Below are 19,202 nucleotides of genomic sequence, written 5' to 3'. Positions count from 1 at the left end.
GGGGTGACGGGTCATCGGACGAGGGGACACACCCGCATGGGCGACGAGACGGCAGGAACCACACCGGCGCGGCACTCCGTGGACCCGGACCCGGCCCGGACCACCAGGCCGGAGGCCGCCCGGCCCGGCCCGGAGGGGCCGCCCGCCGCCGGGGCCGCCCTCCCCGAGCCGTACCTCACCGAACTGGCCGCCGGGGTCCATGCGTTCATCCAGCCGGACGGCGGCTGGTGTCTGAACAACGCGGGCTTCGTCACCGACGGGGACGCCACCCTGGTCGTGGACACCGCGGCCACCGAGCGCCGGGCCCGTCTGCTGCGCCGGCGGATCGCCGCCTGCGGCGCGCCGGCGCCCCGCACGCTGGTCAACACCCATCACCACGGCGACCACACCTACGGCAACGCCGTCTTCGCCCCGGAGGCGACGGTCGTCGGGCACGCCTCCTGCCGCCGTGAGCTGCTGGCCGCCGGGCACCAACTGCACGCGGTGTGGCCGGAGGTGGAGTACGGCGACATCCGCCTGACGCCCCCGGAGGTCACCTACACCGACGAACTGACCCTGCACACCGGCGACATCGAGGTGCACCTGATCCACCCGGGCGTGGCCCACACCACGGGCGACACCCTGGTCTGGCTGCCCCGGCAGCGCATCGTCTTCGCCGGTGACCTGGTCTTCCACGGCGGCACCCCGTTCGTCCTGATGGGGTCGCTGACCGGATCGCTGCGCGCGATGGAGCTGCTGCGCTCCCTGGACGCGGTCACCGTCGTCCCCGGGCACGGCCCGGTGACCGGCCCCGAGGTGTACGACGGCATCGAGCGCTATCTGCGGTTCGTCGGGCAGCTGGCACAGGAGGGCCGGGCGGCCGGCCGTACGCCGCTGGAGGTGGCGCGCGGGGCGGATCTCGGGCCGTTCGCCGAGCTGGCCGAGAGCGAGCGGCTGGTGGCCAATCTGCACCGGGCGTACGCGGAGCTGGCGGGCAGGGCGCCGGGGGCACCGCTCGATCCGATCGCCGCCTTCGGCGATATGACGGCGCTGAACGGCGGGGTGCCGATGGCCTGTCACGCCTGAGTCCGGCCGTTCCGCCGCCGTCCCCGGGGCGGCGGCGATGGCGGGAAATCCCCTGCGTGACGGACGCCCCACGCCGGGCCACTGGACTCCATACCGACTAGTCGGCATGATCGTGGCCAGCGACTGATGGACCGTCCACTCCGCATGGAGGAGCACGATGAGCAAGGGCACCCCTCCCCCGCCGGACCCGGGCCGGGAACAGCCTCCCGGCCTCGACCTGGAACGATTGCGCGCGCATCTGGACCGGGAGCGGCCGGGGCTGGCCGGCGGGCCGCTGCGGGCCCAGCTGATCGAGGGCGGGCGGTCCAATCTCACCTACCGGGTCACCGACGGCACCGGCTCCTGGGTGGTGCGCCGCCCGCCGCTGGGCCACGTCCTCGCGACCGCGCACGACATGCGGCGCGAGCACCGGGTCATCAGCGCGCTGCACGAGACGCCGGTACCGGTGCCCGAGACGCTGCTGCTGTGCGAGGACGAGTCGGTCATCGGCGCGCCCTTCTACGTGATGGAGCTGGTGGCGGGCACCCCGTACCGCACGGCCGCGCAGCTCGCGCCGCTCGGCCCCGAGCGCACCCGCGCGGTGGTCCTCTCCCTGGTGGACACGCTCGTGGAGCTGCACGCGGTGGACCCGCAGGCGGCCGGGCTCGGCGACTTCGGCCGGCCGGACGGCTTCCTGGAGCGCCAGCTGCGGCGCTGGGGAAAGCAGCTGGCCGCCTCGAAGAACCGTGCGCTGCCGGGGATCGAGGAGCTGCACGCGGCACTCGGCCGGGCGCTGCCCGCCTCCCCGGCGCCCACCGTCGTGCACGGCGACTACCGCCTGGACAACGTCCTGGTCGGCGCCGGGGACACCATCGAGGCCGTCCTGGACTGGGAGATGTCCACACTCGGCGATCCGCTGACCGACCTCGGGCTGCTGGCGATGTACAGCTCCGACCTGGGCCTGCCGCAGTCCCCGGTGAGCACCACCAGCGGCGCCCCGGGCCACCCCTCGCCGGCCGAGCTGATCGAGCGGTACGCGGCCCGCTCCGGCCGGGACGTCTCGGCCCTCGCCTGGTACACCGCGTTCGCCTGGTTCAAGCTCGCGGTGATCCTCGAGGGCATCCACTACCGCTTCACGCTCGGCCAGACCGTCGGCGCCGGGTTCGACCGGATCGGCGAGCTCGTCCCGGTCTTCATCGAGCACGGACTCACCACCCTCAAGGAAGGCTGAGGCACCCATGGACTTCGCATTCGACGCCCGGACCGAGGAACTGCGCGCACGGCTCCTGACCTTCATGGACGAGCACGTGTACCCGGCCGAGCAGACCGCCCATGAGCAGCGGGCCGCGCTCGCCTCGCCGTGGGACACCCCGGCGATCGTCGAGGAGCTGAAGGCCGAGGCCCGGCGGCAGGGGCTGTGGAACCTCTTCCTCCCGGACGCGGAGCACGGCGCGGGGCTGACCAATCTCCAGTACGCGCCGCTGGCCGAAATCACCGGCCGCAGCCCCCAGTTGGCGCCCACCGCGCTGAACTGCGCGGCGCCGGACACCGGCAACATGGAGGTGCTGGCGCAGTTCGGCAACGAGGCGCAGCAGAAGCAGTGGCTGGCGCCGCTGCTGGCCGGTGAGATCCGGTCGGCGTTCGCGATGACCGAGCCGGAGGTCGCCTCGTCGGACGCCACCAACATCGAGACGCGTATCGCGCGGGACGGCGACCAGTACGTCATCAACGGCCGTAAGTGGTACATCTCCGGCGCGATGAACCCGCTGTGCCAGATCTTCATCGTGATGGGCAAGACCGACCCGGACGGCGCGGACCCGCGCCGCCAGCAGTCGATGATCCTGGTCCCGCGCGACACCCCCGGCGTGGAGGTGAAGCGCGCCATGCAGGTCTACGGCTACGAGGACCACTACCACGGCGGCCATGCCGAGGTGGTCTTCCACGACGTGCGGGTGCCGGCGGGCAATCTGATCGGCGAGGAGGGCGGCGGCTTCGCCATCGCCCAGGCCCGGCTCGGTCCCGGCCGGATCCACCACTGCATGCGGCTGATCGGCATGGCCGAGCGCGCCATCGAGCTGATGTGCCGCCGCGCGGTGACCCGTACGGCCTTCGGCAAGCCGCTGGCGCAACAGGGCGTGGTCCAGGAGTGGATCGCGGACGCCCGGGTGGCGGTGGAGCAGCTGCGGCTGCTGGTGCTGAAGACCGCCTGGCTGATGGACACCGTCGGCAACAAGGGCGCGCACACCGAGATCCAGGCCATCAAGATCGCCACCCCGCGCACGGTCGTGGACATCCTCGACAAGGCGGTGCAGCTGCACGGCGCCGGCGGGGTCAGCCAGGACTTCCCGCTGGCGGAGCTGTGGGCCGGGGCCCGGACCCTCCAGCTGGCGGACGGTCCGGACGAGGTGCACCAGCGGTCGCTGGCGCGCCGTGAGCTGAAGAAGTACCTCTAGCCGGCAGCCGCCACAGGGCGGCGAAGGCCCGCGACCGCCGGTGGTCGCGGGCCTTCGCCGTGCGCGCTCAGGGCCGCAGCGCCCGCAGCAGCAGCTCCGCGAGGTGGTCGGCGACCTGCTGCGGGCTGAGCGGGCCGTCCTCGCGGTACCACGTGCCCAGGTGGTGCACGGAGCCGAAGTGGTAGTCCACGACGAGGTCGGCGGGGATGTCGGCGGCGAACACGCCGGTGCGCTGGCCCTCCTCCACCAGGGCGCGGAACCGTTCGTGATAGCGCCGCCGTTCGGCGCGTACCTGCTTGTCCTTCTCCGGGCCGAGCTGGTGCATCGAGCGGAAGAAGATCTTGGTGTCGTCGAGGTTCTCGATGGTGGTGACGACGACATCGGCGGCGGCGTCCCGCAGTCGCGTCTCGACCGGCGCGTCGGCGTCGGCGAAGTGGTCGAGCCGCTCCTGCTGGAGCCGCAGCACCCGGCCGTAGACCTCGTGCAGCAGATCGTCCTTGGAGCCGAAGTAGTGGTAGAGGGCGCCCTTGGTGACGCCCGCCGCATCGACGATCTCCTGGACGGAGGTGCGGTCGTAGCCCTGCTCCGCGAAGAGCCGGGTGGCGGTGGCCAGCAGTCGCTGGGCCACCGGCTTCGCCCCGCCGTTGCCGTTGCCGTCCTTTGTGCCGGCCATCGCCCTCACCTGCTCCTTCGTGCTCTCGTTCATGCGCGGTGGCGCAGCTCCCGTCGGAGGATCTTGCCACTCGTGGTCTTCGGAAGCTCGGCCAGGATCTCCACCTCACGGGGATATTTGTACGCCGCGAGCCGCTCCTTGCAGTACGCGGCCAGCTCGGCGGGTTGCGGGGCGCTGCCCGGCCGCAGGCTGACGTACGCCTTGACCGACTCGCCGCGGTAGGCGTCGGGCACCCCGACGACCGCCGCCTCACGCACCGCGGGATGGCTGTAGAGCACGTCCTCGACCTCCCGCGGCCACACCTTGAAGCCGGACGCGTTGATCATGTCCTTCTTGCGGTCGACGACATAGAGCCAGCCCTCGGTGTCCATGAAGCCGATGTCGCCGGTCCGCAGCTCACCGTCCGGGATGCCCTGGGCGGTGGCGTCCGGGCGGCGCCAGTAGCCGGGGACGACCTGGGGGCCGCGCACCGCGATCTCGCCCTGCTCGCCGAACGGCAGGTCCCGGCCCTGCTCGTCGATGATCCGGACGACGGTGTCGGGGCCGGGGACGCCGACGGCGAGGGTGCCGGAGACCTTGTCGACCGGCGCCTGCCGGCCGGGCGGCACGCTGGCGCAGGGGGCGGTGCACTCGGTCAGGCCGTAGCCGTTGTGGAGGTAGGGGCCGAAGCCGGTGCGGAAGGTCTCGACGAGGGCGGGCGGCAGCGGTGCGCCGCCGGAGGACAGGGTCGTGAAGGACGCGAAGTGCTCGCGGGTGACCTCGGGGTGGGCCATCAGCGCCATGTAGGCGGTGGAGGGGCCGACGGTGTAGGCGGGCCGGTGCTCCAGGAAGGCGTCCAGGACGACGCCGGCCTCGAAGCGGTAGGCGAGGGCGAGGGTGCCGGCGTTGGCGAGGCAGGCCGCGAGCTCGCAGACCAGGCCGGTGATGTGGAAGAGCGGGGCGAGCGCGAAGTAGGTGGCGCCGTCGGGCAGGCCCAGGCCGGTGCGCTGGCGTTCGGCGTTGTACGTGATGTTGCCGTGGGTGTTGGTCGCGCCCTTGGGGGTGCCGCTGGTGCCGGAGGTGTAGCTGATCAGCGCGAGGTCGTCGGCGGTGAGTCCCGGGTCGGCCGGCACCGCGCGGATCGGTCCCGTGGTGCGGGCGACGGTCAGCAGATCATCGGCGCCCTCCTGCGGCCCGAGCCGCTCGCCGCGCAGCACCCGCCGGTCGTCGCGGGTCTGCAGATCCCGTTCCCACGCGGTGAGCGCGATCCGTACGGACGGTGCCCCGTCGGCGATCAGGCGCAGAAAGCCGTCCCAGGTGCGGTCGGCGCAGATGACGGCGGTGACCTCGGCGTCGTCCAGGATGTGCCGCATCTCGGCGGACTTGTACATGGGGTTGACCGGGACCACCACCCCGCCGGCCTTCCAGACGCCGAGCACGGCGAGCACGAAGTGCGGGGTGTTCTGCAGCATGACCGCGGCCCGGTCACCGCGCCGGAAGCCGCGCCCGGCGAGATGGGCGGCGATGCCGTCGGAGAGCGCGTCGGTCTCGGCGTAGGACAGCCGGCCGTCGAAGTAGGCGAGCGCCGTGCGGTCGGGGGCCCGGCCGACCGCGGCCCGGAAGGCGTGCAGCGTCGAGGGGGGCGGCTGGACGGGGGCGCGCTGGGCGTCGGTGAGCTGTGTCAGCCACGGCTTGTCCTGGTAGGAGGTCATCGGGGTGCGGCCCTTTCTTCCTGATCGCCTGATCATCCCTGCGGGGGAACACCTGGGGTGTGGCGGGGGGCGCACCGGACCCGGCCGGTGCGCCCCGTCCGTACGGCGGAATCCGCTCCGGGGCGCTCCCTTGGTCAGGAGCGGCCCTCGGCCTGCTCCAGCTTCTGCTGGAGGTGGTTCATCCCGGTCAGCCAGCGGTCGGGCTCGGCGGCCCGGGTGGCGTAGTAGTCGCCGACCTCCGGATGCGGCAGGACCAGGAAGCGGCCCTCGGCCATGGCCGCGAAGAGCGCCTCGGCGACGTCCTCGGGCTCCACGGCGGTGGGCGTGAGCACCAGGTCGCCGGCGGCGCCGGTGGCGGCCAGCATGTCGGTGCGGACGCCCTGGGGGCAGATGGCGTGGACGTCGATGCCGCGGTGGCGGTAGGTCAGCGAGAGCCACTCGGCGAAGGCGTAGGCACCGTGCTTGGTGACGCTGTAGGGGGCCGCGGCGACCATGGTCAGCAGGCCCGCGGCGGACACCGTGGAGATGAAGCGCCCGCTGCCGCGCTCCAGCCACTCGGGCAGCAGCGCACGGGCGGCCCGGACATGCGCCATGACATTGACGTCCCAGGCCAGCGTCCAGTCCTCCTCGGGGGCCTCGGGTCCGCCGCCGGTGCCGACCCCGGCGTTGGCGCAGAAGATGTCGATGGCGCCGCCGAGCGCCTCCCGCGCGGCCGGGACGACCCCGGAGGCGTCCCCGGCGACCGCGAGCGCCCCGATCTCCGCGGCGGTCCGCTCCGCCTTGGCCTTGTCGAGATCGTTGACCACGACCCGGGCGCCCTCGGCGGCGAACCGGCGGGCCAGCGCGGCGCCGATCCCCCCGCCCGCCCCGGTCACGACAACGGCCTTGTCCCGTACGGCTTCCACTGCGGTATCTCCCTCGGTCGCGCCGGATCGGCTGGAGGCAGACTAACCAGTCGGTATGTCCTGGCGGAAGGGGCCCGTTCCCGTCACGGCCGGGTCGCTCGCGCCACGGAGGGGCTGACCACGACCGGGACCGTGCGCCACGGGACGGGTGTGCGTACGGCCGGGTCCGTTCCCCGGCGGGCCGGTGCGCGTTAGCGTGCACACGACACGTATCCGGTGGATTTCTGACTGCTGATCACGGAGGTGTGCGGATGGCTCTGTCGAGACGCGTTCTGCTCGGGCGGCTGGCGGCGACCGGAGCGGCCGGGGCGGCCCTGACCGTGGCGGCGGGCGGCCCGGCCGCCGCGCGGCCCGCGCCCGGCACCCGGCGACGGGTGCACACCGGCTTCGACCGGCTCGCCGCCGACGGCTACCGCCTCCTGGACGGCCGGCGGGTCGGCATCGTCACCAACCCCACCGGGGTCACCCGCGACCTGCGGCACCTCGTCGATGTGATGCACGCCGACGACCGGGTGCGACTGACCGCGGTCTTCGGCCCCGAGCACGGCTTCCGGGGCACCGCCCAGGCCGGCGGCTCCGAGGGGCGCTACGACGATCCGGCCACCGGGCTGCCGGTCTACGACACCTACAACAAGAGCGGGAGGGAACTCGCCGCCGTCTTCACCGCCTCCGGAGTGGACACCGTCGTCTTCGACATCCAGGACGTCGGCGCACGCTTCTACACCTACATCTGGACGCTCTACGACTGCATGGTGGCGGCGGTCCTCGCCGGCAAGCGCTTCGTGGTGCTCGACCGGCCGAACCCGGTCACCGGCCGCGCGGCCACCGGCCCGGTGCTCGACAAGGCCTACACCTCGTTCATCGGCCGGGAGCCGATCTCCCAGGCACACGGAATGACGGTGGCCGAGCTGGCGCTGCTGTTCAACGGCGAGTTCGTCCCGCGGGCCGCCGGGCGCCCGGTGGAGCTGGAGACCGTGGCGATGACCGGCTGGCGCCGCGACGACTTCTTCGGGGCGACCGGCCTGCCCTGGGTGCCGCCGAGCCCCAACATGCCCACCCCCGACACCGCCCTCGTCTACGCCGGCACCTGCCTCTTCGAGGGCACGAACCTTTCCGAGGGACGCGGCACCACCCGGCCCTTCGAGCTGCTGGGCGCGGACGGTATCGACCGGCGGTGGGCCGCGGCCGCCACGGAACTGGGCCTGCCCGGCGTCCACTTCCGGGAGGCGTACTTCGCCCCCACCTTCTCCAAGTTCCAGGGCACCACGATCGGCGGCGTCCAGCTGCACGTCCACGACCCCGAGGCGTTCGACCCGGTTCGCACCGGCATCGGCCTCCTGGTGACCGCGAAACGGATCTGGAAGGACTTCGCCTGGCGGCCGGACCACGGCATCGACCGGCTCACCGGCTCCTCGGCCGTACGGACGATGACCGACGCGGGCGCGGGGCCGGACGAGATCGTCGCGGCCTGGCAGGAGGGGCTGGGGCGCTTTAGGACGGTGCGGGCGCGCTATCTGCGCTACCGCTGAGAGCGCGCCGGGGAGGTCCGGCGGCTGCCCTGACTCCGGTGGACGGTGCCGTCGGGGTCCAGTCCGCGGAAGGCGAGCAGCACCACCAGGAATCCTCCGCAGCAGATCGACACATCGGCGAGATTGAGGACGGCGAAGTGGGCGGGGGCGATGAAGTCGACCACCCCGCCCTGGAATCCGCCGGGCGCGCGGAAGAGCCGGTCGGTGAGGTTGCCCAGCGCCCCGCCCAGCAGCAGGCCGAGCGCCAGGGCCCACGGCACGCTGTAGAGCTTGCGGGCCAGGCGCACTATCACGGTGATCACCACCGCGGCGATGACGGTGAAGATTATGGTCATCGCCTCGCCGAAGCCGAAGGCCGCGCCGCGGTTACGGATGACCCGCAGCTGGAGCAGGGTGCCGACGACCTGCACCGCGTCGTGGTGCTCCAGCTTCGCGACCACCAGCAGTTTGCTGCCCAGATCGAGGAGGTAGGCCAGCGCGGCGACCGCGCACAGCACCGGGATGAGCCGCTTGCGCCGCACCCCGCCGCGCGCGTCGGCGCCGTCCGCCGCGGGCACCTCGGTGGTCTGCTGAGTTTCTGTCACGGGAGTCCCCCCAATGTTGTCCCGCCCCAGGCCCCCCTGGTCGGGAATGAGCGTACGGCACCCCGGTGCGCCACCGGGCGGGCGCCACGACCGGATTCTGACGGCACGTCGGAACGGCGGACACGGCGCCTCACGACCGGAACCACCACCGGCCGCTCTCCCACGACAGGGCCTCCCACAGGAGGTTGAGGGGGTGGCCGGGGGCGTAGGAGCCGCGCTCCCCGCGGCGGGTGAACACCCCGACCAGTACCTCGGTCCTGGGGCCCACCGCCCCGACGAGTTCCAGGGTGCGCAGTCCGCCGGCCTCCGGCAGCCGGCCGTCCGCGGCCGCCTCCCCGATGCCCCGGGTGACCAGCATCGCCCCGCTCACCACCCCGGACCGCAGCAGCTCGAAGCCGTAGTGGGCGGCCTCGATCTCGGCCGCTATGGACAGCTTCTGCCGGTAGTCCGGGCCGTACCAGGAGGTCAGGAAGCGGTCGATCAGGCCGCGCGCCGAGACCACCAGGGGCAGCCCGGGCAGTTCACGGGCGTCGAAGGAGGTCCCGGGGAGCTTCTCCGGCGGCAGGTTCGTCAGCAGGGAAAGCCCGCTGCGGCGCCATTCCAGGACCTCGTACGGACCAAACAATTCCGCTTCTTTGCCCTCGGTGACGACCACGCTGCCGCAGACCAGATCCAGCTCCTTGGCACGCAATTTGGCGAAGAGGTCGCCGGTGCGGACATGCGTCACTTTCAGATCGACGTCATCGCGCTCGAAATCCTCACTGACGCGTTCCACCGCGTCCAGCAGAAAGCCGAGCGTATAGCGGGTGGTGCCGACGGACAGCGTCCGGCCCAGCCGGCGGCGGGCGTCGCGCACCCCGTCCGACCACTCCCCCAGGGTGCGCCGCGCCAGCTCCACCAGCGCCTCGCCGGTCGCGGTGAACAGGGCGTCCCTCCCGCGCCCCTGCTTGAGCACCAACTCCTCGCCGCACAGCCCGGAGAAGGTGCGGTTCATGGTGTCCAGTTGCTTTTGCACACTGGACTGTTCCCTGCCCAGCCGGCGCGCGGCACCCAGCGCGGTGCCCGTCTCGTGGACGACGATCAGCGTGCGCAGCTGGTCCATGGTGGTGTCCAGCAACTCCGTCGGGTACTGCTGCGGAACTGACAAAGCCATGCGCCCCTACTCGCTTTCCCATCCCTGGAATGCAGAACGGTGCAGCATAACCCCAGGAAAAACCCGGCCGGGCACCGCCGGGATTACTGGGGGTTTCTTCCGGAAAATGCGGGATGCGTTCTCGGTGACCATGGAATGGTCAAGTAAATCCCGGCTTTTCCGCACGCGGTCCGTCCCGGCGTACGGGCCCGGGGCGTTCGGCGGCCCCCGGACGTACGGCAGCAGGCCCCGGGCGCGCGCCCGGGGCCTGCTGCCGTACGTCCGCTGCGGCTGCCGTGCGTCCGCTACCGGTGCGCGGGGAACTCCACGACCTGCTGATAGGTCGGCCGGTTCTGCCAGCTGATGGTGTCGTGGGTCAGACCGCCCACCGCACGCTGGATGATCGCATCCGCACACCACTGGTCGCCGGCCTTGCAGCTGCCGTCGCCGGGGTAGACCTGCTCCGCGGTCTTCCCGGCCGCCTGCTGAAGGGTGGTCAGCAGGGTGTCGCGGCAGGCGGACAGGTCACCGCCGCCGCAGTACGGCTCCGCGAGCGGGCCCTGCACCGGGTCGCCGAGCACCGACCGCAGGTCCTTGTCCGCATAGCTCCACCAGCCGTACTGGAAGGCCGAACCGGCATGCCCGCCGGTCGGGCCGTGGCCGGCGGACGGCGATTCGTCGAGGGCGAGGTTGGCCCGCAGCGCGTCGTAGAGATCGCCGCCCAGCCCGGGCTTGAAGACCGCCTCGGCCATCAGCGGCCACCAGGCGTCCATCAGGCGGACCGCGTCGGGGTGGGTGTAGGTGTGCGAACCGGCGGCGGTCTCCCGTCGCTGGGCGCCGTCCTTGCGCCAGGCCTCCAGCTGCTGGACCGCGGTCTTCAGCGCCGGGTCGGTGACGGGCTTGCTGTTCAGTACCCGCAGCAGCTCGGGCAGCACGTCCTCACCGCGCAGATCGGTGACGGCGGCCTCCCCCATGGCGCGGGTCAGCGCCGCCCGGGTCACCCCGCCGCCCTTGGTCAGCGCGCGCACCCGGTCGTCCAGCAGATTGCCGCGGTGCACCGAGCCGTTGCCGAAGCCCGCCGAGTCGTAGTCCTTGGCCTGCTTGTTGTTCCAGGAGATGTAGTAGTCCTGGTCGACGGACTGCGGGTGCTGGGCGGGCGGGGTGTAGTCGGTGGTGTTGGTGGCGGGGTCGTAGCCCTTCCACTCATAGGCGTCGTCCGCCGTGACCGGCAGCGACGGATCGACGTCCGGGTTGCGGACCGGGTTGAGGCCGCTGTTGTAGTACGCGATGTCCCGGGAGTCGGCGTAGAACCAGTTGAAGGCGTAGCCGATGTGCGCGGCGGCCTTCTGGAAGGACGCGGCGTCGGTGACGTAGGACGGGTCGTTGAACATCTGGAAGCCGATGATCGAGTCGGCCTCGTGGCGGTAGGTGGAGCGCTGCGCGGTGTAGGCGACGGGTTTGCCGTCGACGGTGGCGCGGTGGGTGACGATGCCGTACTTCGTCCGGAAGACCTGCATCCGGTAGGAGCCGGCCGCGGTCGGGTCGGCGACGGTGGGCTTCCAGGAGTTGGTCCGCTCCATCTTCTCCATGGGGACGCAGCCGCCGCGGTAGCGGTAGGAGGTGGAGTCCTTGGTGGGCGCGGAGCCGTCCGCGTTGCACAGCTCGGCGGCGTAGGTGTCGGTAATGTCCTGGCCGGCGGAGGTGGCGCTCCAGGCGTAGTCCTGGCCGCGGCCGAGCTGGACGTACATCCCCACCCCCGCGAAGGACGCCCCGCGGGCGCTGATGCCGGGCCCCTGGATCTCCTGGAGCATCAGCAGCTGGGGCGCGAAGTAGCCGGTCTGCGGGCCGAAGACGGCGACGGGGTGGCCGCTGGCGGTGTGCTTGCCGGACACCAGCAGGGCATTGGACATCCCGCGGTGCTGTGTGGGGTCGAAGCTGCCCTTGGGCAGCACCCCGTCCTTGAAGAGGCCCTCCAGCTTCTTGTACTTCTTGGGGGCCTTGACCGGGTCCCGCGGCGGGGTGCCGCTCTTGACGGTGGCCGCGCCGGTGCGGTCGAAGACCAGCGGCTCGGCGGTGACCGAGCCGCGGTCGGGCAGCGCGGTGCCCTTGGCCTTGGCCGGCTTGACCGCGTACGGGAAGCTGCTGCCGTCGTGCAGGGTCTTGGCGGCCTCGGGGTCGTTGCGCTCGCGGAAGGACTCCCAGACCGCGGTGCCCTTCTCCACGCCGTACTTCTGCTGGGCGGAGAGCAGCGCGAGGGCCGAGGGGACCTCGCCGCCACCTCCGTTGCCGAAGAGCCCGCCGACGACGGAGGCCAGGGCTATCAGGTCGGTGAGCTTGAAGGGCTGGATCTCACCGGCGTTCGTGATCGCGTCGACATGGCCGGTGAGGACGTACTCGCCGGGGAAGTAGCGGCCGTTCTTGGACTGTTCGCGGTAGGCGTTGATGCCGTCGATGTAGGCCTGGGCGTCGGCCATGGCCTGCTTGCCGCGCTCGCCGTTGTGGTCCCGGATGTAGTCGACCTGCTGTTGCAGGTCCTCCTCGGTGTACGGCGCCTGCGGCCAGAACTGCTGCTCCAGGCCCTGGTTGGCGAGTGCGCCGCCGGCGAAGGAGGTCAGCTCGCCGCGGCCGATGTGGCGGAAGAGGTCCATCAGCCAGAGGCGGTCCTGGCCCGCGGCGTAGCCGGCGCCGTATTCGGTTCCGTAACGGGTGGTGCCCTTGATGTGCGGGACACCGGTCTTCTTGTCCCGGGTGATGGTCACGTCGTCGCGGGGCGTGGTGACCTTGCCGACCTGGTCCTGGGGGACGCCGAAGGAGGCGTCGTTGAAGAACCGGGTGAGGGTGTCGTCGGTGAGTGACTGATAGCCGCCGGCCAGTGCGCTGTAGGGGCCGAGCTGGTCGGTGGAGTGCTCGGGGTGGGTACCGAACAGCTTGTTGCCGAGAATCTCGACCAAGGTGGCGTTGCCGGTGGCGCCGGGCGGCAGGATGTCGGCGCACTGGCCCTGGCAGTAGTCGTGGGCATCGTCGGGTGCAAGGGCCGCGGCCGCAGTGGGGGGCGGTGCCAAGAGCATGGCACCCAAGGCGAACAGGGCCGCCGCGGCGGCGGTCCTGAGCCTTCCGGTACGTCGTCGCATACCTGCTCCTCGGTGGGGGTCCCCCCTGCTCTTCCGGAGCCTGGGGAAGGGTGGGCGGGACGTTACCGGCGGTTATCCCCGGCCGGAAGATGAACAACAGTCAACTTTTCATCTCTCCGGGGGACTTCGAAGCGGCGGCACCGTCACTCTCCGGGCGGACGGCGCCACCGCCCCTCCGGTTCGCACCCCGGGACACCCCGAGACCGGGCCCCGACTCGCCCCGGCCCCCGCCCGGATCCCGCCCCGCCAAAACCGCAAAAAAGTTCGATGGATCCAAGTGGGGATCGGTTACGTCTCATCCCCGTCCAGTCGGATCCTCCCCACGGAGGTGGGATGAAATGGCCGGTTTCAGAGCCCTCGCAGAGCAGGTCCGCAATCCACGACTCGTCGCGACCCAGCGACGCACCGCGCTGCGCAAGTGCCTCGAACGCTTCGCCCCTTACGGGCACCGGGCGACCTGGCACCATCTGTGCACCCGGGCCGGTATCGCGACCCAGGACCGCGACCCGGATCCGGAGCGGCTGGTGGCCGCGCTGAGCGAGTTGGAGGAGGCCCGCACCCTCTGGCTCGCGTACGAGGAGGAGTTCGCCGCCCGGCGCCGCAAGGAGAAGCACGACGGCATCCGGCAGCCCGGCGCCCTCGACGAGTGGCACCGGCGGACGTGGGGAGGCTGTGACATCGTGCCGTGCGAGTCGCCGCAACGGCACCCCGCGGCCCCGCTCACGGTGGTGCTCCGCAACATGATCGTCGCGATGGAGGCGGGCCGGCCGCGCCGCGACTGCCCGGTGTGCGGCGGCACCCGCTTCAGCTGGCTCCCGCAGTCCATGAACCACCCGGCGGCCGGACCGGCCTGCCGGCAGTGCGGGGTGCTCGCACCGGTGTCCGTGCTCACGCCCGAGGCGCTGATGGCCGCCGACCGCATCCGCGGCGCGGGGGCGTTCGCGGCGGCCTGAGCGGCGGCCCGAAGCCGCCGGGCACGGCGGGCGCCGGGGAAGGGCCGCGGTCCGGGAGCATTGTCAGACCCTTCTGCCATCATCGGAGCATGCTTCAGGTCTGCCTCAACGGCCCCCGGACCGCGGCCGGTTCAGGTGCGCTGCCGATGTCACCGGCCGCGCTCGCCGCTGCCGCACGGCAGGCGGTGGCGGCCGGCGCCGAGGATGTCCATGTCCATCCGAAGACCCCGTGCGGCCAGGATTCGCTCGCGCCGCGGGTGGTGGCCGCGGCCGTGGAGGCGATCCGCGCGGTGGTGGACGTCCCGGTCGGGGTGACGACCGGCGCCTGGGCCGAGCCGGACCCCGTGCGCCGGGTGGCGCGGGTCGGGTCCTGGACGGCGCTGCCCGATCACGCCTCGGTGAACTGGCACGAGCCCGGCGCGGAGGCGCTCGCCGCGGCCCTGCTGGAGCGCGGCGTCGGCATCGAGGCCGGCATCTGGTCGGGCACCGCCGGCGCCCGGTTGTTCGCCCGCTCCCCGCTCGCGCCCCGGGTGCTGCGAGTGCTGGCGGAGGTGACCGACACCGACGCCGGTTCCGCGCCGGCCACCGCGCGCGAGCTGCTGGCCGCGCTGGCCGGCGCCGCGCCCGGCCGCCCGGTGCTGCTCCACGGCCAGGACGGCGGGGCCTGGCCGGTGCTGCGGCTGGCCGGCGCCCTGGGCCTGGACACCCGCATCGGCCTGGAGGACACCCTCCTGCTGCCCGACGGCGGGCCGGCCCGCGACAACGCCCAGCTGATACGCGCCGCGGCGGCGCGGTGAGCGGCCCTCTCGGTGCCCGAACCGTCCGTTCATATACGGCCTTTACGGTCCGACCAGGAAACTGAACCACCAGAAACCGAACAACGGAAGCAACGGAAACCACTGTGCACGGGGCTGACCACCCGCACCGGCCTCACGCCCGGCGGGCAGCGGCCTTCCCGCCCGTACGGCACCAGGCCGCACGGGCACCCTCTCCCCTGCCGTGAGGGCATGGGAGGCACTCCCAGGAGAAGGTGGACGTCCATGGCCGAACTGCACGATCTGACCGCGCTCGAGCAGGCCGAGGGGATCCGGTCCGGTGACATCTCCCCCGTGGAGCTCACCGAGCACTATCTGGCGCGGATCGAGCGGCTCGACGAGACACTCGGCGCGTTCCTCACCCGCACCCCGGAGATCGCCCGCAAGCAGGCCTCGGAGGCGGAGAGCGAGGCCGCCGCGGCCCGCCGCGAGGGCCGCGCGCTGCCCCCGCTGCACGGCGTCCCCGTCCCGGTGAAGGACCTCAACCAGGTCGCCGGGGTGCGCTGCACGATGGGTTCCCGGGCGCTGGACGGGAATGTTCCGGTGCTCGACGACCATCTGGTCGGCAAGCTGCGGACGGGCGGCACGATCCTGCTCGGCAAGACCAACACCCCCGAGTTCGGGCTGCCCTGCTACACGGAGAACGGCCTCGCGCCGCCCGCCCGCACCCCCTGGAACCCGGAGCTCTCGGCGGGCGGCTCCAGCGGCGGGGCGGCCGCGGCCGTGGCCGGCGGCTTGGCCCCGCTCGCGCATGCCAGCGACGGCGGCGGCTCGATCCGCATTCCGGCGTCCGTCTGCGGGCTGTTCGGCATCAAGCCCAGCCGGGGCCGGATCAGCAGCGGCCCCCTGTTGCACGACGTCTCCGGCCTGGCCACCTCGGGCCCGCTGGCCCGTACGGTCGCCGATGCGGCCACCCTGCTGGACGTCCTGGCGGGCCCCATGCCCGGCGACCCGTTCGCGGCACCGTCACTGCCGCCCGGCGACACCTTCGCCGCGTACGCCCGCCGGGAGCCGGGACGGCTGCGGATCGCCTGCCTCACCGAGCCGCCCGTCCCCGGGGTCGAGGTCCACCCCGACTGCCGTACGGCCACCACCGACACCGCCGCCCTGCTCACCGGACTCGGCCACGAGGTCGAGGAGTTGACGCTGCCGTCCGACGACGGCATCCTCCTCGCCTTCACCCGCGTCTGGTCGGTGCTGGCCGCGAGCCGCCCCGTGCCGCCGGAGGGCGAGGAGCTGCTGATGCCGCTCACCCGCTATCTGCGCGCCCGCGGCGCCGAGGTCTCCGGCACGGAATTCGCCCGGTCGCTGCACGCCTTCCGGATGCTCGCCCAGTCCCTCGCGGACGGGCTGATGCCGCCGGGCGGCTATGACGTGATCCTCTCCCCGACCGTCGCCGCGCCTCCGGTGGCGGTCGGCGCGCTGCGCAACGACGCCGATCCGCAGGCCGAGTTCGCCGCCATCGGCGCCTTCACCCCGTTCACCGCGCTCTACAACGCCACCGGCCAGCCCGCGGTGAGCGTCCCGCTCCAGTGGAATGCCCAGGGCCTGCCGATCGGGGTGATGCTGGCCGGCCGGTACGGCGAGGAGGCCACCTTGATCGCGCTCTCCGCCCAGCTGGAGCAGGCCCGCCCGTGGGCGGCCCGCAAGCCGTCCATGTGGTGACGCCGAGGTACGGGCGGGCGCCCCACGCCGGGGGCGCCCGCCCGCACCCTCACCTCTCGCCCGGACAGCACTCCTGACCGCCCGCCGCACTCTTCCGGCTCGGCCCGCTCGGCCCGGCCGCGCTCCCCTGCGGGTCGTCGGCCCACCGCTGTGCCCCCGCCGGGTCCTTGACGCTCCGGTCGACCCGCAGCCGGCGCGCGCCGGGCCCCTGTTCGCCGAGGCTGTCGTACGGGTTGGACAGCGCACAGGTCTCCAGCGAGAGACAGCCGCAGCCGATGCAGTCGCTCAACCGGTCGCGCAGTTCCATGAGTTGACTGATCCGCTCGTCCAGCTCGGCACGCCAGACCTCGGAGAGTCCGGCCCAGTCGGCCCGGTTGGGGGTGCGCTCGTCGGGCAGCTCCGCCAGCGCGTCACGGATCACGGCGAGCGGAATCCCGACCCGCTGCGCCGCCCGTACGAACGCGACCCGGCGCAGCGCGTCACGGGGGTAGCGGCGCTGGTTGCCCGCCGTCCGGGTGCTGCTGATCAGCCCTTTGGACTCGTAGAAGTGCAGCGCGGAGACCGCGGCGCCGCTGCGCGCGGAGAGCTGACCGACGGAGAGTTCATGAACCTTGTACGGAAGCTGGGGCACGGTTCCACCCTAGGGGGACGTGCCCGGTGGCCCTGAGGCGTTGACAGTGGGTACCCCCACTCCGCATGCTGAGCAAGCGCTTAGTAAGCGCCCCCGGCCGGTGTGCGACAGCGGCGGATGGATCCCGAGGAGGCAGACGGAGATGGCACAGCCCCGAGTATTCGGATCGCTCGACGAACTGCGGGCCGCGGTCGGTGAGGAGTTGGGCACCAGCGACTGGCTGGAGATCGACCAGAAGCGGATCGATCTGTTCGCGGACGCCACCGGCGATCACCAGTGGATCCATGTGGACCCGGAGAAGGCGGCGGCCGGCCCCTTCGGCACCACCATCGCGCACGGCTATCTCACGCTGTCGCTGCTGCCCGCCCTCGTACCGCAGCTGATGCGCGTCGACAACGTGAAGATGGGCCTCAACTACGGCTCCAACAAGGTGCGCTTCCCGGCCACCGTCCCGGTCGGCTCCCGGCTGCGCGCCACGGGCCGGATCGCGGAGGTGGCCGAGGTGTCCGGCGGCGTCCAGCTCACCACGGTCGTGACCGTCGAGCGCGAGGGCGGCGAAAAGCCCGTGTGCGTCGCGGAGACGGTCAGCCGCTTCTACCTGTAGACCGAGGATCATGGCCTGGCCTCAGGCGCTTGCCGTAGGTCAGGATGGCCGGGTGAATAACGACACCACGCACCCCGCTCTGCATCCGGTCAGGGGCGCGGCCCGTTCCGCGATCGCCGGCTTCACCCTCGCCGGCGCCGCCTGGGTGGCCCGGGCCGCCTGGCAGATCCGGCTTGCCACGGCGGGGCTGCCGTCCTCCGGACCCCCGGACCAGGGCGACGGCCGACACCGCACGCTGACCGGGCTGGAGAACACATACCACCTCGTGAGCACCTTGGGGAATGCGGCCACAGTGCTGTGCGCGGCCGCCTTCCTCGTGTGGCTGTTGCGCGTGCGGGACAACGCGCTCGTCCTTTCGGGACAAGCGCCGCGCTACGCCTGGCCGTGGGTCTACGCGGGCTGGATCGTACCGATCATGAACCTGTGGGTGCCCCGCGGAATCGTCGCGGACGTCCACCAGAAGATCGCCCCGGGCGAGCCGCTGCCGCGCGCCGTGAACTGGTGGTGGGGGTTGTGGCTGGCCGGGATGCTGAGCGGGCTGGGACTGATGTACACCGGCTCCACGGACGACATCATCGCGCGTGCCTACACGGACGTGCAGTTCCTGGTGATAGCCGATGCAACCGTCGTGGGCGCGGCCGTGGCCGGCATCTTCGTCGTCCGCGCACTCACCGCGGCGCAGCAGCAACGCATGGGTGCAGCGGGAAAGTAACGAGAAAGCCCACGGCCTAGGGTCTGTCCGGCGCCCCCACCATCCGCAGTACGAGATCGGCATAGAGGGTGCCCACCTCGTCCGGCGTGCGCGGGCCGTCGGCCGTGAACCAGCGGGCGACGTCCACGCACAGCGACAGCACCGCGAGGGTGGTGCCGGGGACGTCGTCGGCCCGGAACTCCCCGCTGTCCGCGCCGTCCTGGATGATCTGCCGCAGCAGCCGGTCGGTCTTGCGACGCAGGCCGGTGATCTCGGTGTAGTGCTCGGGGCTCAGCGCCTGCAGCTCGTACTGGATGACCCGGGCGGTGGTGTGGTGCTCGGCGTGCCAGCGGGCGAAGGTGCGCACGGCGTCGCGCAGCCGCTCGGTGGCGCTGCCCCCGGCCTCGGCGGCGGCGCCCATGATGCGCAGCGCCTTTTCGTGGCCGATGCCGCTGATGCGGTAGAGCAGTTCTTCCTTGGTCTTGTAGTGGATGTAGAGCGCGGCCGGGCTCATACCGGCGCGGCCGGCGATGTCACGGGTGGTGGTCGCGTGGTAGCCACGCTCCGCGAAGGCCTCGACGGCGGCACCGACCAGCCGTCGCGCGGCGTCCGGGGTCACCCCGGCCCACTCCTCGTTCTCCTCTTCGGCCCGTTCCGCCGCCGCACCCATCGCGCTCCCCGCTCCTCGATCCACCAGGGAC

The 19,202-nt window shown here is 72.3% G+C and carries 17 protein-coding genes; 9 read left to right on the top strand and 8 right to left on the bottom strand.

Features of this window, described 5'->3' with window-relative positions; genetic code table 11:
- Positions 1 to 36 precede the first annotated feature (36 nt).
- The 3 genes from OIU81_RS29415 to OIU81_RS29405 all read left to right on the top strand — a co-directional run bounded on the left by OIU81_RS29415 (position 37) and on the right by OIU81_RS29405 (position 3,497).
- Positions 37 to 1,065: an MBL fold metallo-hydrolase gene (locus OIU81_RS29415; protein ID WP_329152622.1), complete on the top strand. Its 1,029-nt coding sequence runs from the start codon at positions 37 to 39 to the stop codon at positions 1,063 to 1,065.
- Between the two features lie 157 nt (positions 1,066 to 1,222).
- Positions 1,223 to 2,275: a phosphotransferase family protein gene (locus tag OIU81_RS29410; protein ID WP_329152620.1), complete on the top strand. Its 1,053-nt coding sequence runs from the start codon at positions 1,223 to 1,225 to the stop codon at positions 2,273 to 2,275.
- A 7-nt stretch (positions 2,276 to 2,282) separates the two neighbouring features.
- Positions 2,283 to 3,497 carry an acyl-CoA dehydrogenase family protein gene (locus OIU81_RS29405; protein WP_329152618.1) on the top strand — a complete coding sequence of 405 codons (1,215 nt, stop codon included), beginning with the start codon at positions 2,283 to 2,285 and terminating at the stop codon, positions 3,495 to 3,497.
- 67 nt (positions 3,498 to 3,564) lie between these two features.
- Here the strand turns inward: OIU81_RS29405 and OIU81_RS29400 are convergent, their stop codons facing one another.
- The 3 genes from OIU81_RS29400 to OIU81_RS29390 form a co-directional block, all read right to left on the bottom strand.
- Positions 3,565 to 4,170 carry a TetR/AcrR family transcriptional regulator gene (locus tag OIU81_RS29400; RefSeq protein WP_329155445.1) on the bottom strand — a complete coding sequence of 202 codons (606 nt, stop codon included), beginning with the start codon at positions 4,168 to 4,170 and terminating at the stop codon, positions 3,565 to 3,567.
- A gap of 29 nt (positions 4,171 to 4,199) precedes the next feature.
- The gene (locus OIU81_RS29395) at positions 4,200 to 5,861 is read right to left on the bottom strand and encodes an AMP-binding protein (protein ID WP_329152616.1); all 1,662 of its coding nucleotides are present in this window, start codon (positions 5,859 to 5,861) and stop codon (positions 4,200 to 4,202) included.
- A 134-nt stretch (positions 5,862 to 5,995) separates the two neighbouring features.
- Positions 5,996 to 6,766 carry an SDR family oxidoreductase gene (locus OIU81_RS29390; protein ID WP_329152615.1) on the bottom strand — a complete coding sequence of 257 codons (771 nt, stop codon included), beginning with the start codon at positions 6,764 to 6,766 and terminating at the stop codon, positions 5,996 to 5,998.
- Positions 6,767 to 7,017: 251 nt separating this feature from the next.
- Between OIU81_RS29390 and OIU81_RS29385 the strand changes: the two genes are divergently transcribed.
- A complete protein-coding gene (locus tag OIU81_RS29385; protein ID WP_329152614.1) occupies positions 7,018 to 8,295 on the top strand; it encodes an exo-beta-N-acetylmuramidase NamZ family protein in 1,278 nt (425 codons plus the stop codon).
- Here the strand turns inward: OIU81_RS29385 and lspA are convergent.
- From lspA to OIU81_RS29370, 3 genes are all read right to left on the bottom strand, one after another.
- Positions 8,286 to 8,879 (bottom strand): signal peptidase II, encoded by a 594-nt coding sequence (gene lspA / locus OIU81_RS29380; RefSeq protein ID WP_443074064.1) that lies wholly within the window; start codon positions 8,877 to 8,879, stop codon positions 8,286 to 8,288. The genes OIU81_RS29385 and lspA overlap by 10 nt on opposite strands.
- A 130-nt stretch (positions 8,880 to 9,009) precedes the next feature.
- Positions 9,010 to 10,032 (bottom strand): LysR family transcriptional regulator, encoded by a 1,023-nt coding sequence (locus OIU81_RS29375; RefSeq protein ID WP_329152613.1) that lies wholly within the window; start codon positions 10,030 to 10,032, stop codon positions 9,010 to 9,012.
- A gap of 284 nt (positions 10,033 to 10,316) precedes the next feature.
- The gene (locus OIU81_RS29370; RefSeq protein ID WP_329152612.1) at positions 10,317 to 13,142 is read right to left on the bottom strand and encodes a penicillin acylase family protein; all 2,826 of its coding nucleotides are present in this window, start codon (positions 13,140 to 13,142) and stop codon (positions 10,317 to 10,319) included.
- A gap of 338 nt (positions 13,143 to 13,480) precedes the next feature.
- Here OIU81_RS29370 and OIU81_RS29365 point away from each other — a divergent pair, with 338 nt between their 5' ends.
- The 3 genes from OIU81_RS29365 to OIU81_RS29355 all read left to right on the top strand — a co-directional run bounded on the left by OIU81_RS29365 (position 13,481) and on the right by OIU81_RS29355 (position 16,575).
- Positions 13,481 to 14,095 (top strand): hypothetical protein, encoded by a 615-nt coding sequence (locus tag OIU81_RS29365; protein WP_329152610.1) that lies wholly within the window; start codon positions 13,481 to 13,483, stop codon positions 14,093 to 14,095.
- Between the two features lie 89 nt (positions 14,096 to 14,184).
- Complete coding sequence (locus OIU81_RS29360) at positions 14,185 to 14,892, top strand: 3-keto-5-aminohexanoate cleavage protein (RefSeq protein WP_329152607.1); 708 nt, start codon at positions 14,185 to 14,187, stop codon at positions 14,890 to 14,892.
- 243 nt (positions 14,893 to 15,135) lie between these two features.
- The gene (locus OIU81_RS29355) at positions 15,136 to 16,575 is read left to right on the top strand and encodes an amidase (RefSeq protein ID WP_329152605.1); all 1,440 of its coding nucleotides are present in this window, start codon (positions 15,136 to 15,138) and stop codon (positions 16,573 to 16,575) included.
- A 49-nt stretch (positions 16,576 to 16,624) separates the two neighbouring features.
- Here the strand turns inward: OIU81_RS29355 and soxR are convergent, their stop codons facing one another.
- The gene (gene soxR, locus OIU81_RS29350) at positions 16,625 to 17,206 is read right to left on the bottom strand and encodes a redox-sensitive transcriptional activator SoxR (RefSeq protein WP_329152603.1); all 582 of its coding nucleotides are present in this window, start codon (positions 17,204 to 17,206) and stop codon (positions 16,625 to 16,627) included.
- A gap of 142 nt (positions 17,207 to 17,348) precedes the next feature.
- On the opposite strand from soxR, the gene OIU81_RS29345 reads away from it, so the two are divergent.
- Together OIU81_RS29345 and OIU81_RS29340 are read left to right on the top strand one after the other, a co-directional pair.
- A complete protein-coding gene (locus OIU81_RS29345) occupies positions 17,349 to 17,810 on the top strand; it encodes a MaoC family dehydratase (protein WP_329152601.1) in 462 nt (153 codons plus the stop codon).
- A gap of 52 nt (positions 17,811 to 17,862) precedes the next feature.
- Entirely contained in the window at positions 17,863 to 18,522 is a 660-nt protein-coding gene (locus tag OIU81_RS29340) for a DUF4328 domain-containing protein (RefSeq protein ID WP_329152599.1), read from the top strand.
- 16 nt (positions 18,523 to 18,538) lie between these two features.
- Here OIU81_RS29340 and OIU81_RS29335 read toward each other — a convergent pair whose 3' ends face one another.
- Positions 18,539 to 19,171: a TetR/AcrR family transcriptional regulator gene (locus tag OIU81_RS29335; RefSeq protein WP_006607696.1), complete on the bottom strand. Its 633-nt coding sequence runs from the start codon at positions 19,169 to 19,171 to the stop codon at positions 18,539 to 18,541.
- Positions 19,172 to 19,202 lie beyond the last annotated feature (31 nt).

Source organism: Streptomyces sp. NBC_01454, assembly GCF_036227565.1.
Lineage (GTDB): Bacteria > Actinomycetota > Actinomycetes > Streptomycetales > Streptomycetaceae > Streptomyces.
This window is presented reverse-complemented; position numbering and strand designations above follow the sequence as displayed.

What these genes read in the sequence shown, in the direction of transcription:
- OIU81_RS29415 (WP_329152622.1), top strand. Translation starts at nt 37, where the DNA reads ATGGGCGACGAGACGGCAGGAACCACACCGGCGCGGCACTCCGTGGAC.
- OIU81_RS29410 (WP_329152620.1), top strand. Translation starts at nt 1,223, where the DNA reads ATGAGCAAGGGCACCCCTCCCCCGCCGGACCCGGGCCGGGAACAGCCT.
- OIU81_RS29405 (WP_329152618.1), top strand. Translation starts at nt 2,283, where the DNA reads ATGGACTTCGCATTCGACGCCCGGACCGAGGAACTGCGCGCACGGCTC.
- OIU81_RS29400 (WP_329155445.1), bottom strand. Translation starts at nt 4,170, where the DNA reads ATGGCCGGCACAAAGGACGGCAACGGCAACGGCGGGGCGAAGCCGGTG.
- OIU81_RS29395 (WP_329152616.1), bottom strand. Translation starts at nt 5,861, where the DNA reads ATGACCTCCTACCAGGACAAGCCGTGGCTGACACAGCTCACCGACGCC.
- OIU81_RS29385 (WP_329152614.1), top strand. Translation starts at nt 7,018, where the DNA reads ATGGCTCTGTCGAGACGCGTTCTGCTCGGGCGGCTGGCGGCGACCGGA.
- OIU81_RS29375 (WP_329152613.1), bottom strand. Translation starts at nt 10,032, where the DNA reads ATGGCTTTGTCAGTTCCGCAGCAGTACCCGACGGAGTTGCTGGACACC.
- OIU81_RS29370 (WP_329152612.1), bottom strand. Translation starts at nt 13,142, where the DNA reads ATGCGACGACGTACCGGAAGGCTCAGGACCGCCGCCGCGGCGGCCCTG.
- OIU81_RS29365 (WP_329152610.1), top strand. Translation starts at nt 13,481, where the DNA reads ATGGCCGGTTTCAGAGCCCTCGCAGAGCAGGTCCGCAATCCACGACTC.
- OIU81_RS29360 (WP_329152607.1), top strand. Translation starts at nt 14,185, where the DNA reads ATGCTTCAGGTCTGCCTCAACGGCCCCCGGACCGCGGCCGGTTCAGGT.
- OIU81_RS29355 (WP_329152605.1), top strand. Translation starts at nt 15,136, where the DNA reads ATGGCCGAACTGCACGATCTGACCGCGCTCGAGCAGGCCGAGGGGATC.
- OIU81_RS29345 (WP_329152601.1), top strand. Translation starts at nt 17,349, where the DNA reads ATGGCACAGCCCCGAGTATTCGGATCGCTCGACGAACTGCGGGCCGCG.
- OIU81_RS29335 (WP_006607696.1), bottom strand. Translation starts at nt 19,171, where the DNA reads ATGGGTGCGGCGGCGGAACGGGCCGAAGAGGAGAACGAGGAGTGGGCC.